A 14,739-nucleotide genomic window follows, 5' to 3' on the forward strand; every position below is an offset into this window, starting at 1 on the left:
GGGAATTGTGCCCCTCCAGAAACAACAAAAGCCCGGCGGAGCCGAGCTTCTGTTGCGGTTACCCGATCTGCACAGCCTGTTAGCGACGCAGACCCAGCTTTTCGATCAGCTGGAGGTAACGAGTGCGGTCTTTCTTGGCCAGGTAGTCCAGCAGCTTACGACGCTGGTTTACCATGCGGATCAGGCCGCGACGGCTGTGGTGATCCTTCTTGTGGTCCTTGAAGTGACCTTGCAGGCCATTGATGTTGGCGGTCAGCAGTGCAACCTGCACTTCCGGAGAACCGGTATCGCCTTCTTTCTGGCCGTGCTCTTTCAGGATTTCCGCTTTCTGTTCTACGGTCAAAGCCATGGTTTTGCTCCAATATGCACAATGAATGTCACGGTCAGCCATGCATATTTATAGCTGCCGTCGGGTTTTCCAAGCCGGTTACCGCAAGGGCAACTCAGTTTGAAACCAGTCGACGCGGCGCAATTCGCCCGTCTTCCAGCACCTCACCGACGCCCAAAAACTCGCCGCTGGATGCCTTGTAAACACTGACCCAGCCATCCACCGGACGGTCTGAGGCCATCACTGGCTGACCCTGCTGAATGTAATAGGCAGCATTGTCACCCAGTTCAACGCGCGGCCAGTCTGCCACGCTGGTTGATAAAGGCAAGAGCAGTTCGTCGATTGCCTCGAACCCGCCCTCGGCCTTGATATTGCCCAGTTGCTCCAGGGTCAGCATCTTTTCCGCCGGATAGGGCCCCGCCGACAAGCGGTGCAGAACGGTGACATGGCCGCCACAGCCCAGCTTGTCTCCGGTGTCTTCCACCAGCGAACGCACGTAAGTGCCCTTGGAACAGTCCACCTCGAATTCCAGCTCATCGCCTTCGATGCGCAGAATCCGGATGTCATAAATGGTCACCGCGCGAGGCTTGCGCTCTACGGTCTTGCCTTCCCGCGCCAGCTTGTAGAGGGGAACCCCCTCATGCTTGATCGCCGAATACATGCTGGGAATCTGCTCGATATCCCCCATGAAAGACATCAGCGCATCTTCGATATCCGCTGCGGAGGCCGTGACTTCAGTGGTCTTCACCACCTCACCATCGGCATCACCGGTTTCCGTGGTGACACCCAGTTTGGCCGTGACCCGGTAGCTCTTGTCGGATTCCAGCAGGAACTGGCTGAATTTGGTCGCTTCACCAAAACAGATTGGCAGCATACCGGTGGCCAGGGGGTCCAGGCTGCCAGTGTGGCCCGCCTTGGCGGCAGCGAACATCTTCTTCGCCATCTGCAGAGCACCGTTACTGCTGACGCCGGTCACTTTATCCAACAACAAAATGCCGCTGATATTGCGGCCACGGGGACGACGTTTTGCCACCGGAGTGCTCCGTTAATCCTGCTCGGGTTCGTCGTTGTCCGGACGCAACTCCCGGTCTTCCGCGCGGACATCGTCAATCAGACGAGACATCTTCGCGGCGTTTTCCGGGGTCATGTCATAGTGGAAACGCAACTTGGGGGTGGTGCGGGTATTCAGGCTCTGAGCCAGGCTACTGCGCAGAAAGCCACTGGCCTTTTCCAGCACCTTCTCGGCTTCTGCCCCTTCTTCTTCACCTTTGCCCAGCAACGTGAAGTAGACATCGGCAAAAGACAGGTCCCGGGAGACCGTCACATCCTGCACGGTCGCCAGGTTCACCCGCGGGTCTTTGACTTCAAACTGCAACAACCGGGACAGCTCACGCTGGATCTGGTCCGCGATACGGTCGGTGCGGTTAAACCCCTGCGGGCGACGATGACGACTCATGGCAGTTGCGGCCGGGCACGCCCCTTACAGGGAGCGCGCCACCTCCTTCACTTCGAAGACCTCGATCTTGTCGCCTTCCTTCACGTCGTTGTAGCTCTTCACGGCAATACCACATTCCATGCCGTTGCGAACTTCCGGCACGTCGTCCTTGAAACGACGCAGGGATTCCAGCTCGCCTTCGAAGATCACCACATCGTCGCGCAGAACGCGGATCGGGCGGTTTCGGTACAGGGTACCTTCGATCACCATACAACCGGCCACGGCACCGAACTTGGAAGAACGGAACACGTCGCGGACCTGGGCAGTACCCAGAATCTCTTCGCGTTTCTCCGGTGCCAGCAAGCCGCTCATGGCCTGCTTCACATCGTCGATCAGCTCATAGATCACGCTGTAGTAACGCAGGTCGATACCTTCCTGCTCACACAGCTTCTTGGCCTTGGAATCGGCACGGACATTGAAGCCCAGCAGTACCGCTTCACTGGTCATGGCCAGGTTTACATCGGATTCGTTGATCGCACCCACGCCGGCAGCAACCAGGTTCACCTTCACTTCGTCGGTGCCCAGATCATGGAGAGCACCCTGCAGCGCTTCCAGAGAACCACGAACATCCGTCTTGAGGACGATGTTCACGGTGCTGGCTTCGGCGCCACCCATGTTGGCAAACAGGTTTTCCAGTTTGGAAGCCTGCTGACGCTTGAGCTTCACATCGCGGTCGCGCTCCTGACGGAACTCGGCCACTTCACGGGCCTTGCGCTCGTCAGACACCACCTGAACCTGTTCACCCGCTTCCGGTGCACCGTCCAGACCCAGCACTTCCACCGGAATGGAAGGACCGGCACTCTTGATGGGTTGGCCATTCTCATCAGCCATGGCACGGACGCGGCCGAAGTGGGCCCCCGCCAGCAGCATGTCGCCGATATTCAGTTGACCGGCCTGCACCAGGATAGAGGCCACGGTACCGCGACCTTTCTCAATACGGGATTCGATCACCACACCGGTCGCCGGGCCAGTGGCAGAGGCCTCCAGCTCAAGCAGTTCGGATTGCAGCTGGATGGCATCCAGAAGCTCATCAACACCCTCACCGGTATGGGCAGAGACGTTAATGAACTGGTAGTCACCGCCCCACTCTTCGGGGATCACGTCCTTGGCCGCCAGCTCGTTCTTCACACGATCCGGATCAGCCTGTTCCTTGTCGATCTTGTTGACCGCAATGATGATCGGTGCACCAGACGCTTTCGCGTGGTTAACTGCTTCTTCGGTCTGCGGCATGACACCGTCATCCGCTGCCACCACGATGATGACGATATCCGTAGCCTTGGCACCACGGGCACGCATGGCCGTAAAGGCGGCGTGACCCGGGGTATCCAGGAAGGTAATCATGCCCTTCTCGTGGTCCACGTGGTACGCACCGATATGCTGGGTAATACCACCCGCCTCACCGGCCGCTACCTTGGCCTTACGAATGTAATCCAGCAGCGAGGTCTTGCCGTGGTCAACGTGGCCCATAATGGTCACGACCGGCGCGCGCTGAGACAGCTCGGCACCGTCACGGTTAACCATGGTTGCCAGGTGATCTTCCAATACCTCTTCTTCACCCTTGCCGGCAACGGCCTTGTGGCCCATTTCTTCTACCAGCAGGATGGCGGTTTCCTGGTCGATATGTTGATTCACGGTGGCCATTTCGCCCATCTTCATCAAGGACTTGATCAGTTCCTTGGACTTGATGTTCAAGCGTTGGGCGAGATCGCCTACGGTAATGGTTTCCGGGACTTCAACTTCCAGAATCTTTTTCTCCGTCGGGGCTTTGAATCCGTGCGCCTTGTTCATGGAGCTCTTCATCTGACCATGAGCAACACCGGCAGCCTTCGGCTTGCGACGACGACGACGGGACTGACGCTCTTCACGCTGATAGCTGGCCTCCTGGGCCGCCACCACGATGGAAGAACCATCGTCCACTTCCTCTTCTTTCTTCTCGGGCTGGTCACCACGCTGCTCCAGTTCGGCAGCGATACGGGCCGCTTCTTCAGCGGTGCGACGGGCAGCCTCTTCCTCGGCCTTTTTACGGGCTTCGGATTCTTGCTTGCGCTTGGCTTCTTCAGCCTCACGCTGCTTTTTCTCTTCCTCTTCGCGCTTGGCCTTTTCTTCCGGCGTTTCTTCTTTGGCCGGCTTCTTGGCTGCTGCAGTCTTCGGCACAGCAACGCGTTTGGCCTTCTCTTCCGCTGCTTTTTCTTCAGCTGCCTTGCGGTCAACTTCTGCAGCGGCCTTGGCCTCTTCCTCTTTCTTGCGGGCGACTTCTTCTTCCGCCTGACGCTTGGCTGCTTCTTCTGCCTCGCGTTTTTCCTGTTCGGCCTTCAGTGCCGCCTCTTCAGCCGCTTTGCGCTCGGCTTCCTCGCGGGCTTCCGCTTCCAGCACTTCACGCTTCACGTAGGTGCGTTTCTTGCGCACTTCCACGTTTACAGTCTTGGCTTTACCCGCCGCACCGGTGGTCTTGATGGTACTGGTGGACTTGCGCTTGAGGGTGATTTTCTTGCCCTCAGGTTCCGCGGCACCATGAGACTTGCGCAGATGCGCCAGCAGCTGCTGCTTCTGTTCACCGGAGACCTCTTCGCTGGCGTCCCCATGTGGCAAGCCCGCTTCCTTCATTTGAGAAAGCAGTTTCTCAACGGGCATACCTACGGTTTCGGCCAGTTTCTTTACGGTCGTTTCTGCCATGTCAGCAACACTCTCCTGTCCGCTCTATGGTGCCTGCACTGCCTCAGCCGGAAAAATACGGCTGTTATTCCCCGTCTTCGTTTTCGAACCAGGGAGCCCGGGCGGTCATGATCAGTTGCGCAGCGCGCTCCTCATCCAGGCCTTCAATTTCGAGCAGGTCATCCACCGCCTGTTCGGCGAGATCTTCCATCGTGACGATGCCACGGGAAGCCAGTTCCACAGCCAACTCACGATCCATACCTTCCATGCTCAGAAGGTCGTCCGCAGGCTCGGCTTGTTCAAATTTCTCTTCAGATACCAGTGCCTTGGTCAGCAGGGCATCTTTGGCACGCTGGCGAAGGGCTTCGACGATATCCTCGTCAAACCCGTCAATAGCGAGCATCTCTTCTTCCGGCACATAGGCCACCTCTTCCAGCGTGGAAAAGCCTTCTTCCACGAGCACGCCGGCGATATCTTCGTCCACGTCCAGCTCGTTCATAAAGGTTTCCAGCGCCTGAGCTGCTTCTTCCTGCTGCTTGTTCTCGGCGTCGTCCAGCGTCATCACGTTCAGTTCCCAGCCAGTCAGCTCGGAAGCAAGACGGATGTTCTGGCCACTACGGCCGATGGCCTGTGCCAGGGCGGACTCATCTTCCACCGCGATATCCATGGCGTGGCTTTCTTCGTCCATCACGATGGACGCCACTTCCGCCGGCTGCATGGCATTAATGACCAGCTGTGCCGGGTTGTCGTCCCACAGGACAATATCGATACGCTCACCGGCCAGCTCGTTGGACACCGCCTGAACACGCGCACCGCGCATACCCACACAGGCGCCCACCGGGTCGATCCGCTGATCGTTGGTCTTCACCGCAATCTTGGCGCGAGAACCCGGATCGCGGGCAGCGCCCTTGATCTCAATCAGCTCTTCACCGATTTCCGGCACTTCGATTTTGAACAGCTCGATCAGCATTTCCGGGCAGGCACGGCTGGCAAACAGCTGCGGGCCACGGTTTTCTTCGTTCACACCCAGCAAGTAGGCGCGAATGCGATCGTTCTGACGCACCGCTTCACGGGGAATCATGTGCTCACGAGTGATCAGCGCTTCTGCGTTACCGCCCAGGTCCAACACGATGGAATCACGGTTGGCCTTCTTCACGGTACCGCTGACCAGATCACCAATACGGTCACGATATTCTTCAATGATCTGGCGACGCTCGGCTTCACGAACCTTCTGAACAATCACCTGCTTGGCAGTCTGGGCCGCAATACGACCGAATGCTTCGGACTCGATCTCTTCTTCCCAGGTGTCGCCGATCTGCAGGGAGGTATCCTGCTCGTGGGCTTCATCCAGCGTCAGCTGCTTGCCGAATTCATACAGATCTTCGTCGGGCACCACATGCCAGACACGGAAAGTGCGGGAATCGCCGGAAACACGGTCGATGTCCACACGGATTTCCACGTCTTCTTCCTTAAAACGCTTCTTGGTTGCCGCCGCGAGAGCCAGTTCAATAGCCTCGAAAATTACATCGCGGCTAACGCCCTTCTCGTTTGAAACGGTTTCCGCTACCAGCAGGATCTCTTTGTTCATGGCCAGGCCTTTACAAAGACAAGGTTCTCTCAGGCTTAATCGAAGCGCGGCTGAAGCCGGGCACGATCAACCTGACCGTAAGGAATACGCAGGGTTTCGCCATCCAGCTCCACCACCAGCGTTTCACCATCCACAGCCACAATGGCTGCGGTCAATTTGCGCTTGCCTGCAATCGGTGCCAGCAGCTTGAGCTGGACATCTTCACCGATGTAGTCGGCATATTGCGCAAGTTCAAACATGGGACGATCCATGCCCGGAGAGGACACTTCCAGGTTGTACTCCCCGGAAATTGGATCTTCCACATCCAGCACGCCGCTGATCTCGTGACTCACCGCCGCACAGTTATCTACCGTAATGCCGTCTTCATGGTCGATAAACACACGCACAACAGCTCCGCGCCCCTGGATGTATTCCACACCCCAAAGCACGAAGCCGAGATCTTCCACTACCGGTGCAAATAGCGCCGTTAACTGTTCTACGCGTTTCGACATGCCTTTTCCGACATTACTCCCGAAGAAATGGTTGCTTCAGGTACAAACAAAAAATGGGCCTGGGGACATCACCGACGACTGCAGGACAACACGCAACCGACCGCACATCCACCGCCCATTCCACTGTCGCGGATAACAAAAAGCCCCTGCTAGAGGGGCTTTTTGTCCGCTTTGGATCAACCGAAGCTGATCCTTCTAAGTGGTAGCGGGGGCAGGATTTGAACCTACGACCTTCGGGTTATGAGCCCGACGAGCTACCAGACTGCTCCACCCCGCAATAAACCTTGTGCCCTTTAAAGCCCGATGCACCAGGGCTCTGGTTCAGCATTCTGAACCGTGACTTGCTGCGCCTGTGAGCGCTGCAAATCACCTCAAAACCGAGCGCAAATACTACTTAGAGTGCTTTGCGCTGTCAAGGAGACTTCGTGAAAAAAGTATTTATTTTTCGAAGCCTTAGCATCAGGAAAAGCCGCTTAACCTGATGCTTTCTTGACCAGATGGAGACATTGAAATTCAGCGCCATCCATCTTTCCCAAATTGGTGCCGAAGGCCGGACTTGAACCGGCACGAGCGAAGCTCACTACCCCCTCAAGATAGCGTGTCTACCAATTCCACCACTTCGGCAAAGAACGCTTAACTTACTGCGCCGGCTGAGGCACCTCAGCCGGGGACGCGGATTCTACATCAGCTTGCGGCTGATCTGAAACTTCTTTTTCAGAATTCTCACCGATTACCGCAGGAACCTCGCTCGCCGCTGCCGGCAACTCCACCTGATCGGCAGGCGCAGGAACATCCGCCTGCTCTTCGATGGTTTCCAGTTCAGGCAGATAGGTACGCGCCCCTTCCGCCTCCTGGCGTGCCATCCAGGCCAGCACCAGGCTGGTCACGAAGAACACTACCGCCAGCACGGCAGTCGCACGAGTCAGAAAATTGGCAGAGCCCGCGCTGCCAAACACAGTCTGGGAGCCACCACCACCGAATGAGGCGCCAGCATCGGCACCCTTGCCATGCTGAATCAGGACCAGACCAATCAGGCCCAGGGCCGCCAGCACATGTACTACGTGAACGACGATATCCATAGTTACTCTATATTTTCATTGGTTCCGCTATTCCGCCGCCCGGCAGATAGCAAGAAAACTGTCGGCAGTTAACGATGCCCCACCAATCAGACCCCCATCGATGTCTGACTGGGCAAACAGAAGGGCGGCATTATCCGCCTTTACACTGCCGCCGTAAAGCAACGGCAGGGAAGCGGCAATATCCGCACTGTAAGACGCCACTGTTTGGCGCAGCGTGGCGTGCACTTCCTGTGCCTGCTCCGGGCTCGCCGTCATGCCGGTACCAATGGCCCAGACCGGCTCATAGGCGACGACGGCTCGGGCAAACGCCTCAATCCCTGCCGCATCGATCACCGCCTGCAACTGCCCACATACTACCGCCTCGGTCTTGCCCGCCTCCCGCTCTTCAAGGGTCTCGCCGACACAGAGAATCGGCACCAGCCCTTCTGTCTGTGCACGAGCAAACTTCGCCGCGATCAATGCATCGGTTTCGCCATACAGGGCGCGCCGCTCGGAATGCCCGATAATCACATAACCACAACCCGCACCGGCCAGCATCGAGGCAGACACCTCACCGGTATAGGCCCCCTCCTCCTGATCACTGAGATTCTGCGCCCCAATGGCGACATGACCAGCAAACAACTCCCTGGCCTGGGCCAGAAAAGGAAACGGCGGACAGATCACCATCTGCGCCGCACCGTCATATCCCGCCAGGGCCGCTGCCATACCCTCAACCAGGGAAGGATCGCCATTCATCTTCCAGTTGCCAGCAACAAGCGGCGTTCTTTTGTTCATGTGCATTCCTTGATTACCCGGCGACACCCATGCCGCCGCTCTTCCCCCGGCACACAAAGTGCCAGCCTGATCATTACGTGAGCCATCCACCTGGACGCCAGTCACCCTTAGGCGATGGCACCCTCTACGACATCCGCCAGCTCGCGGCAGAGCGTTTCTACCTGTTCGGAATCCTTGCCTTCAATCATGACCCGCACCAGCGGTTCCGTGCCGGACGGACGCAGCAAAATACGACCATTCCCCGCAAGTTTTGCCTCGGCATCGGCCACCGCGGCCTTGACCGCCGGCAGCGCCTCAAATCCATCGCGATTAGGCCCACGCACGTTGATCATTACCTGCGGCAGCATTGCCACATCGGCCACCGCCTCGGCAAGGCTATCGCCCCGGCGGGCCAGGGCCGCCAGCACCTGCAAGGCAGAGACAGTGCCGTCACCGGTAGAGGTTCGATCGAGACAGACCAGGTGCCCCGAGGACTCGCCACCAATCAACCAACCACGTTGATCCAGCTGCTCCATCACATAGCGGTCACCGACCTTGGCGCGCACAAATTCCACACCAAGCGTCTTGAGCGCCAGCTCCAATCCAAAATTGGTCATCAGTGTGCCAACCACACCCTCGACCGCAGCGCCACTCTCCTTGCGATCACGGGCGATCACATACAGGAGCTGATCACCATCTACCAACTTGCCTGTGTGATCCACCATGATCAGGCGATCCGCATCGCCATCCAGGGCAATCCCCAAGTCCGCCTTTTCCGCGACCACCCTTTCCTGCAGCTGCTCGGGATGAGTAGAACCGCACTCACGGTTGATATTGAATCCATCCGGCTGATGAGCGATGGCGATCACTTCCGCCCCGAGCTCCTCCAACACCGCTGGCGCGATGTGGTACGCCGCGCCGTTAGCGGTATCCACCACCACCTTCATGCCTTTCAAATCCAGTCCAGGCGTGGTGCTTTTACAGAACTCGATGTAGCGGCCACGGGCATCATCAATACGACGTACCTTGCCGATCTGGTCGGTGGCCACCACCGACATTTCCTCATCGAGAAGCCTCTCGATCTCCTGCTCAATCGCATCGTTGAGCTTGCGGCCGTCCGGGCCAAAAAACTTGATCCCGTTATCGGTATAGGCATTGTGTGAAGCCGAGATCACGATGCCCGCCTGGGCAGACAAGGTGCGCGTCAGATAGGCAATCCCCGGAGTCGGCAGCGGCCCCAGCAAGCGCACATCAATCCCTGCAGCAGAAATCCCCGCCTCCAGAGCAGACTCAAACATATACCCGGAGATACGGGTATCCTTGCCGATCAAAATCTTGCTACCACCGCGTGCCGCCAAGACCTTACCGGCCGCCCAGCCAAGCTTGAGCACAAAATCCGGAGTAATCGGAAACTGCCCCACCGTGCCGCGCACCCCATCTGTGCCGAAATATTTACGCGCCATTACTGTGACTCCTTTCCCGCTTCGCGGACTGCATGCGCAAAACGCACAGCGTCCACGGTTTCCTTAACATCATGGGCGCGTACGATTCTGGCGCCACGCTCCACACACATTACCGCCGCCGCCAGGCTCCCTGGCAGCCGCTCATCGACCTCACGCCCCAACACCCTGCCAAACAACGACTTGCGGGACACACCGATCAGGACGGGCAATGCCAACGATTGCAACGCATTCATTTGCTGCATCAACGTGAGATTATGCGCTACGGTCTTGGCGAAACCGAAACCAGGGTCCACCAACAAACGTTCGCGCAGAATCCCCGCCCGCTCACATTCCTTCACCCGGGCCTCGAGAAATGCCACCACCTCGGCGGTGACATCCTCATAACGAGGATCATCCTGCATAGTGCCCGGCTCACCCTGCATATGCATGAGACACACAGGCAGATCCGTGGCCGCCGCGGCCGCCAGCGCTCCGGGGCGCTGAAGAGAGCGCACATCATTGATCAACCCGGCCCCCACCGCAGCACTGTCACGGATCACCGCCGCTGTACTGGTATCCACGGACACCAACGCCCCCAACTCCCGCGCCAACGCCTCGACAATGGGCACCACGCGATCCAGCTCTTCCTGCTCGGTCACCGGCGCCGCCCCGGGACGAGTGGATTCGCCCCCCACATCAATGATGGCGGCCCCATCAGCCAGCATGCGTTCAGCCTGGCGCAACGCCGCATCACGCTCGTTAAAGCGGCCACCGTCAGAAAAGGAGTCGGGAGTCACGTTCAGGATCCCCATCACCACGGGGGCTGACAGATCCAGCGTGCGGGCACCACAGGGAAGTCGGGTCATCGCAAAGCCACCAGAAAATTCATCAATAGGATACTACGGGACCTGTCGCCTGAATCCAGACCAATGCAACACGCCATACGCAATAAGACGCGCCTTGATTGAGGGCTTTGGGGACCGTAAAAGATCAGAAACAACAACGCCGTGCGTCAACCCGTGACGCACGGCGTGTCTGACTATCAATGATTGTTGGCAGGGCCGCCAATAGCGTCATCACCCGGCTTGGGATCACCGGTCGCTGCAGCACCGTTGCCCGGCCCCTGATCACGCCAGTCTTTCGGCGGGCGCGGCTTGTGACCGGACATGATGTCTTCGATCTGGTCGGCATCAATGGTCTCGTACTGCATCAAAGCATCCGCCATCAAGTCCAGCTTGTCCCGGTTATCTTCCAGGATCTGCTTGGCGCGGCCATAGCAGCTATCAATGATGGCGCGCACTTCCCGGTCGATTTCTTCTGCGGTCTGCTCGGACATGGCCTTGCGCTGGGACATCTGCTTGCCGAGGAACACTTCACCTTCTTCTTCCTCGTAAGCCAGTGGGCCCAGTTTTTCGCTCAAGCCCCACTTGGTCACCATCGCACGGGCCAGCTTGGTGGCACGTTCAATATCGTTGGATGCACCGGTCGTGACACCATCAAAACCCAGTGTCATCTCTTCCGCCAGACGGCCGCCGTACAAGGAGCAAATGGAGGACTCCAATGCCCGCTTGGACTGGGAGTATTTGTCCTCTTCCGGCAGGTACATGGTCACCCCCAGGGCACGACCACGAGGAATAATGCTCACCTTGTAAACCGGATCATGCTCAGGCACCAGGCGCCCTACGATGGCATGCCCGGCCTCATGGTAAGCCGTATTCAGTTTTTCTTTCTCGTTCATGACCATGGAACGACGCTCGGCACCCATCAGGATCTTGTCCTTGGCCTTCTCGAACTCTTCCATGGACACCATGCGCTTGTTGGCACGGGCAGCGAACAGGGCAGCTTCGTTGACCAGGTTGGCCAGATCCGCACCGGAGAAGCCAGGGGTGCCACGGGCAATCACCGCAGGCTCCACGTCGTCGGCAATCGGCACCTGACGCATGTGCACTTTCAGCACCTGCTCTCGGCCGCGGATATCCGGCAGCGGTACGGTCACCTGACGGTCGAAACGACCAGGACGCAGCAGCGCCGGATCCAGCACGTCAGGACGGTTGGTGGCCGCAATCACGATGATGCCTTCATTGCCGTCGAAGCCGTCCATTTCCACCAGCAGCTGGTTGAGGGTCTGCTCACGCTCATCGTGACCACCGCCCAAACCCGCACCACGGGAGCGACCCACAGCGTCAATTTCATCGATAAAGATAATGCAGGGTGAATGCTTCTTGGCCTGTTCGAACATGTCACGAACCCGGCTGGCACCGACACCCACGAACATTTCCACAAAGTCAGAGCCTGAGATGCTGAAGAACGGCACCTTGGCTTCACCCGCAATAGCCTTGGCCAACAAGGTCTTACCGGTACCCGGAGAGCCCACCATCAGCACACCACGGGGGATCTTGCCGCCCAGGCGCTGGAACTTGGCCGGGTCACGCAGAAACTCCACCAGCTCCTGCACTTCTTCCTTGGCTTCTTCCACGCCTGCCACATCGGCAAAGGTGGTCTTGATCTGGTCTTCACCCAGCAGCTTGGCCTTGGATTTACCAAAGGTCATGGGGCCGCCGCCGCCCTTGCCGCCACCCTGCATCTGACGCATGAAGAAGATAAAGATGGCCAGGATCAGGAGGATCGGCAGCACAGACAGGAACAGACGCATCAGGAAGCTGTCGCGCTTGGGTTCGGTCCCTTTCACCTCGACACCGTTCTGGATCAGGGTCGGCATCAGGTTGGTGTCCAGGGTCGGCGGCTTGATCGTGGAGAACCGGCTACCATCACTGTAGGTGCCGGAAATATCACTCTCACCGATGGTCACCGCCTGCACACCGCCGCTTTCCACCCGGGAAATAAAGGTGGAATAAGGGATGTCGCTATTGGCAGGCTGATTGCTGATGCTGGATGCCACTACATAAAGCACGCCGGCAATTACCAGCCACAGCACAATATTCTTGGTCATGTCGTTCAAGGGAGACCTCGATCAATTCCTGGCGCATCTGCGCACACTTGCGAACCTGTACCTTACACCATTTATCAATGGCAGCGTAATGCCGGTTCGGACAGCAAAAAGCCGGTTTTACAGCTTTTACGCTCTACTTCAGGCCCACCGCCAACTGGTAGACCTCGGTGGATCGGGCACGGCTTGCGGCCGGCTTGCGGGTAATCACCTTGCGAAAGCGTGATTGCAGGGCGCGGCGGTACTCCTCAAACCCCTCTCCCTGGAATACCTTGACCAGAAACAGGCCATTGGGTTCCAGCACCCGCTCCGCCATCTCCAGCGCCAATTCCGCCAGATACATGGCTCGCGGCTGATCCACACCACTGTTACCACTCATATTGGGGGCCATATCCGACATTACAAGGTCTACCTTGCGATCCCCCACCGCCGCCAGGATCTGCTCGTAGACGTCATCTTCCCGGAAATCACCTTGAATGAAGGTCACATCCGGCAGCGCATCCATCGCCAGGATGTCGCTGGCAATCACCGTCCCCTTGCCACCGATGAGCTGCCCGGCCACCTGGCTCCAGCCGCCAGGCGCCGCCCCCAGGTCCAGCACCGTCATGCCGGGCCGGAACAGCTTGTCCTTTTCATGCATTTCCAACAGCTTGAAGCTGGCACGGGACCGGTAACCCTGCTCCTGGGCCTTGGCCACCCACTGGTCACTAAAATGCTCCTTGAGCCAGCCCTTGCTGGACTTGGAGCGGCTGGATTTGGCCATGCAAAGAATCTCCTGCCTTTCTTAGGGTGGAAACCGGCGAATGCCGATCTCAACCGGTATCTCGATCAATCATCATAGCGGAGATCGGCATTCGCCGATTTCCGCCCTGCGGGGCACACCGTCTCGAAGGGCGGGGGCGGGTTGCGAAAACCCATCCTCCCCCAGCGGGACTGCCAGGGCTCCGATTTTGCCTATCCAATCCGAAACCCGTGCCTCGCAGCGTCCTCGCCCCTATACCCTCAGCCCGGTTGCTGTAGAATAGCGCTCCACACTCATTCGGAGCCTACCACCGTGCCGCTATCTTCCCAGGACATCAAACGCCTTCGCCGCATTGGCCATCACCTGAAGGCCATCCTGATCATTGGCGACAAGGGTCTCACTGAAAGCGTCCAGGAAGAGCTCAACAGCCGCCTGGAAGATCACGAGTTGATGAAAGTGAAGGTCAACGCCGAAAACCGCGACGACCGGGCCGCCATCGTGCAGACCATGTGTGAACAGAGCGGCGCCGAGCTGATCCAGCGCATTGGCAACATCGCCCTGCTGTACCGGGCCGCCGAAAAGCCCAACCCCAAGCTCTCCAATCTGTTGCGCTACCAGAATACCTGATCGCAACACACCCGACCTGAGGCCCACGCCAGCCGCGGGGCCAACAACAAAAAAGGCGACGTATCACGTCGCCTTTTTTGTTGCCTGCGGATCACCCGGGTTCAAATATGCTCGACCTTGTCGACCTCATATTCGTGGGTGCCGCCGGGGGTATCAATCTGCACCACATCACCCTCTTCCCGGCCGATCAGGCCACGGGCAATGGGAGAGTTCACACTCAGCTTGCCTTGCTTGATGTTCGCTTCATCGTCACCCACGATCTGGTAGACCTTCTCTTCATCGGTGTCCACATCGATGATGGTCACGGTGGTGCCGAAGATCACCTTGCCGGTGTTTTCCAGCTCGGTGATATCGATAATCTGGGCCGCCGACAGCTTGGATTCGATCTCGTTGATCCGTCCCTCACAGAACCCCTGCTGCTCGCGGGCAGCATGGTACTCGGCGTTTTCCTTCAGATCGCCGTGTTCGCGCGCTTCCGCAATGGCAGCAGAAATACGCGGGCGATCTTCTTTTTTCAGTTTTTCCAGTTCCGCACGCAGGGCCTTCGCCCCATTGGCGGTCATCGGTACGCGTTGCATAGTTTTCCTCGTCAATT

14 protein-coding genes and 2 tRNA genes are annotated in these 14,739 nt (G+C 58.1%); 1 reads left to right on the top strand and 15 read right to left on the bottom strand.

The genetic code is table 11. The features are described 5' to 3' along the window. Positions 1-79: 79 nt before the first annotated feature. The 14 genes from rpsO to rlmE form a co-directional block, all read right to left on the bottom strand. Positions 80-349, bottom strand: coding sequence for a 30S ribosomal protein S15 (gene rpsO, locus Q672_RS25530; protein ID WP_022985310.1), 270 nt, complete (start codon positions 347-349; stop codon positions 80-82). Between the two features lie 94 nt (positions 350-443). Next, on the bottom strand, positions 444-1,361 hold the full coding sequence (gene truB / locus Q672_RS25535) for a tRNA pseudouridine(55) synthase TruB (protein WP_022985311.1): 918 nt from the start codon (positions 1,359-1,361) through the stop codon (positions 444-446). 12 nt (positions 1,362-1,373) lie between these two features. Beyond that, on the bottom strand, positions 1,374-1,784 hold the full coding sequence (rbfA, locus tag Q672_RS25540) for a 30S ribosome-binding factor RbfA (RefSeq protein WP_022985312.1): 411 nt from the start codon (positions 1,782-1,784) through the stop codon (positions 1,374-1,376). A gap of 24 nt (positions 1,785-1,808) precedes the next feature. Further along, complete coding sequence (infB, locus tag Q672_RS25545) at positions 1,809-4,496, bottom strand: translation initiation factor IF-2 (protein WP_022985313.1); 2,688 nt, start codon at positions 4,494-4,496, stop codon at positions 1,809-1,811. A gap of 64 nt (positions 4,497-4,560) precedes the next feature. Further along, positions 4,561-6,063 (bottom strand): transcription termination factor NusA, encoded by a 1,503-nt coding sequence (nusA, locus tag Q672_RS25550; RefSeq protein ID WP_022985314.1) that lies wholly within the window; start codon positions 6,061-6,063, stop codon positions 4,561-4,563. A gap of 35 nt (positions 6,064-6,098) precedes the next feature. Continuing rightward, entirely contained in the window at positions 6,099-6,554 is a 456-nt protein-coding gene (gene rimP / locus Q672_RS25555; RefSeq protein WP_022985315.1) for a ribosome maturation factor RimP, read from the bottom strand. A gap of 200 nt (positions 6,555-6,754) precedes the next feature. Then, positions 6,755-6,831: transfer RNA gene (locus Q672_RS25560), tRNA-Met, on the bottom strand. A gap of 261 nt (positions 6,832-7,092) precedes the next feature. Further along, positions 7,093-7,178, bottom strand: a tRNA-Leu gene (locus tag Q672_RS25565). A gap of 14 nt (positions 7,179-7,192) precedes the next feature. Further along, complete coding sequence (secG, locus tag Q672_RS25570) at positions 7,193-7,633, bottom strand: preprotein translocase subunit SecG (RefSeq protein ID WP_022985316.1); 441 nt, start codon at positions 7,631-7,633, stop codon at positions 7,193-7,195. Positions 7,634-7,660: 27 nt separating this feature from the next. Next, positions 7,661-8,413, bottom strand: a complete 753-nt coding sequence (tpiA, locus tag Q672_RS25575; protein WP_438502571.1) for a triose-phosphate isomerase — start codon at positions 8,411-8,413, stop codon at positions 7,661-7,663. A 101-nt stretch (positions 8,414-8,514) separates the two neighbouring features. Continuing rightward, the gene (glmM, locus tag Q672_RS25580; RefSeq protein WP_022985318.1) at positions 8,515-9,849 is read right to left on the bottom strand and encodes a phosphoglucosamine mutase; all 1,335 of its coding nucleotides are present in this window, start codon (positions 9,847-9,849) and stop codon (positions 8,515-8,517) included. Next, positions 9,849-10,694, bottom strand: coding sequence for a dihydropteroate synthase (gene folP / locus Q672_RS25585; RefSeq protein ID WP_022985319.1), 846 nt, complete (start codon positions 10,692-10,694; stop codon positions 9,849-9,851). Before folP ends, glmM begins: the two co-directional genes overlap by 1 nt. 176 nt (positions 10,695-10,870) lie before the next feature. Further along, entirely contained in the window at positions 10,871-12,778 is a 1,908-nt protein-coding gene (ftsH, locus tag Q672_RS25590; protein ID WP_022985320.1) for an ATP-dependent zinc metalloprotease FtsH, read from the bottom strand. Between the two features lie 133 nt (positions 12,779-12,911). After that, on the bottom strand, positions 12,912-13,538 hold the full coding sequence (gene rlmE / locus Q672_RS25595; RefSeq protein WP_022985321.1) for a 23S rRNA (uridine(2552)-2'-O)-methyltransferase RlmE: 627 nt from the start codon (positions 13,536-13,538) through the stop codon (positions 12,912-12,914). 291 nt (positions 13,539-13,829) lie between these two features. Between rlmE and Q672_RS25600 the strand changes: the two genes are divergently transcribed. Beyond that, positions 13,830-14,144 carry a YhbY family RNA-binding protein gene (locus Q672_RS25600; RefSeq protein WP_022985322.1) on the top strand — a complete coding sequence of 105 codons (315 nt, stop codon included), beginning with the start codon at positions 13,830-13,832 and terminating at the stop codon, positions 14,142-14,144. Positions 14,145-14,245: 101 nt separating this feature from the next. Here the strand turns inward: Q672_RS25600 and greA are convergent, their stop codons facing one another. After that, positions 14,246-14,722, bottom strand: coding sequence for a transcription elongation factor GreA (gene greA, locus Q672_RS25605; protein ID WP_031226429.1), 477 nt, complete (start codon positions 14,720-14,722; stop codon positions 14,246-14,248). Between the last annotated feature and the right edge of the window lie 17 nt (positions 14,723-14,739).

It is taken from the genome of Alcanivorax sp. P2S70, assembly GCF_000475295.1.
Taxonomy (GTDB): Bacteria; Pseudomonadota; Gammaproteobacteria; order Pseudomonadales; family Alcanivoracaceae; genus Alcanivorax; species Alcanivorax profundi.

Excerpts from the sequence above, each read along its gene's own strand:
- rpsO (WP_022985310.1), bottom strand. The coding sequence starts at position 349 with ATGGCTTTGACCGTAGAACAGAAAGCGGAAATCCTGAAAGAGCACGGC.
- rbfA (WP_022985312.1), bottom strand. The coding sequence starts at position 1,784 with ATGAGTCGTCATCGTCGCCCGCAGGGGTTTAACCGCACCGACCGTATC.
- infB (WP_022985313.1), bottom strand. The coding sequence starts at position 4,496 with ATGGCAGAAACGACCGTAAAGAAACTGGCCGAAACCGTAGGTATGCCC.
- nusA (WP_022985314.1), bottom strand. The coding sequence starts at position 6,063 with ATGAACAAAGAGATCCTGCTGGTAGCGGAAACCGTTTCAAACGAGAAG.
- rimP (WP_022985315.1), bottom strand. The coding sequence starts at position 6,554 with ATGTCGAAACGCGTAGAACAGTTAACGGCGCTATTTGCACCGGTAGTG.
- secG (WP_022985316.1), bottom strand. The coding sequence starts at position 7,633 with ATGGATATCGTCGTTCACGTAGTACATGTGCTGGCGGCCCTGGGCCTG.
- tpiA (WP_438502571.1), bottom strand. The coding sequence starts at position 8,413 with ATGCACATGAACAAAAGAACGCCGCTTGTTGCTGGCAACTGGAAGATG.
- glmM (WP_022985318.1), bottom strand. The coding sequence starts at position 9,849 with ATGGCGCGTAAATATTTCGGCACAGATGGGGTGCGCGGCACGGTGGGG.
- folP (WP_022985319.1), bottom strand. The coding sequence starts at position 10,694 with ATGACCCGACTTCCCTGTGGTGCCCGCACGCTGGATCTGTCAGCCCCC.
- ftsH (WP_022985320.1), bottom strand. The coding sequence starts at position 12,778 with ATGACCAAGAATATTGTGCTGTGGCTGGTAATTGCCGGCGTGCTTTAT.
- rlmE (WP_022985321.1), bottom strand. The coding sequence starts at position 13,538 with ATGGCCAAATCCAGCCGCTCCAAGTCCAGCAAGGGCTGGCTCAAGGAG.
- greA (WP_031226429.1), bottom strand. The coding sequence starts at position 14,722 with ATGCAACGCGTACCGATGACCGCCAATGGGGCGAAGGCCCTGCGTGCG.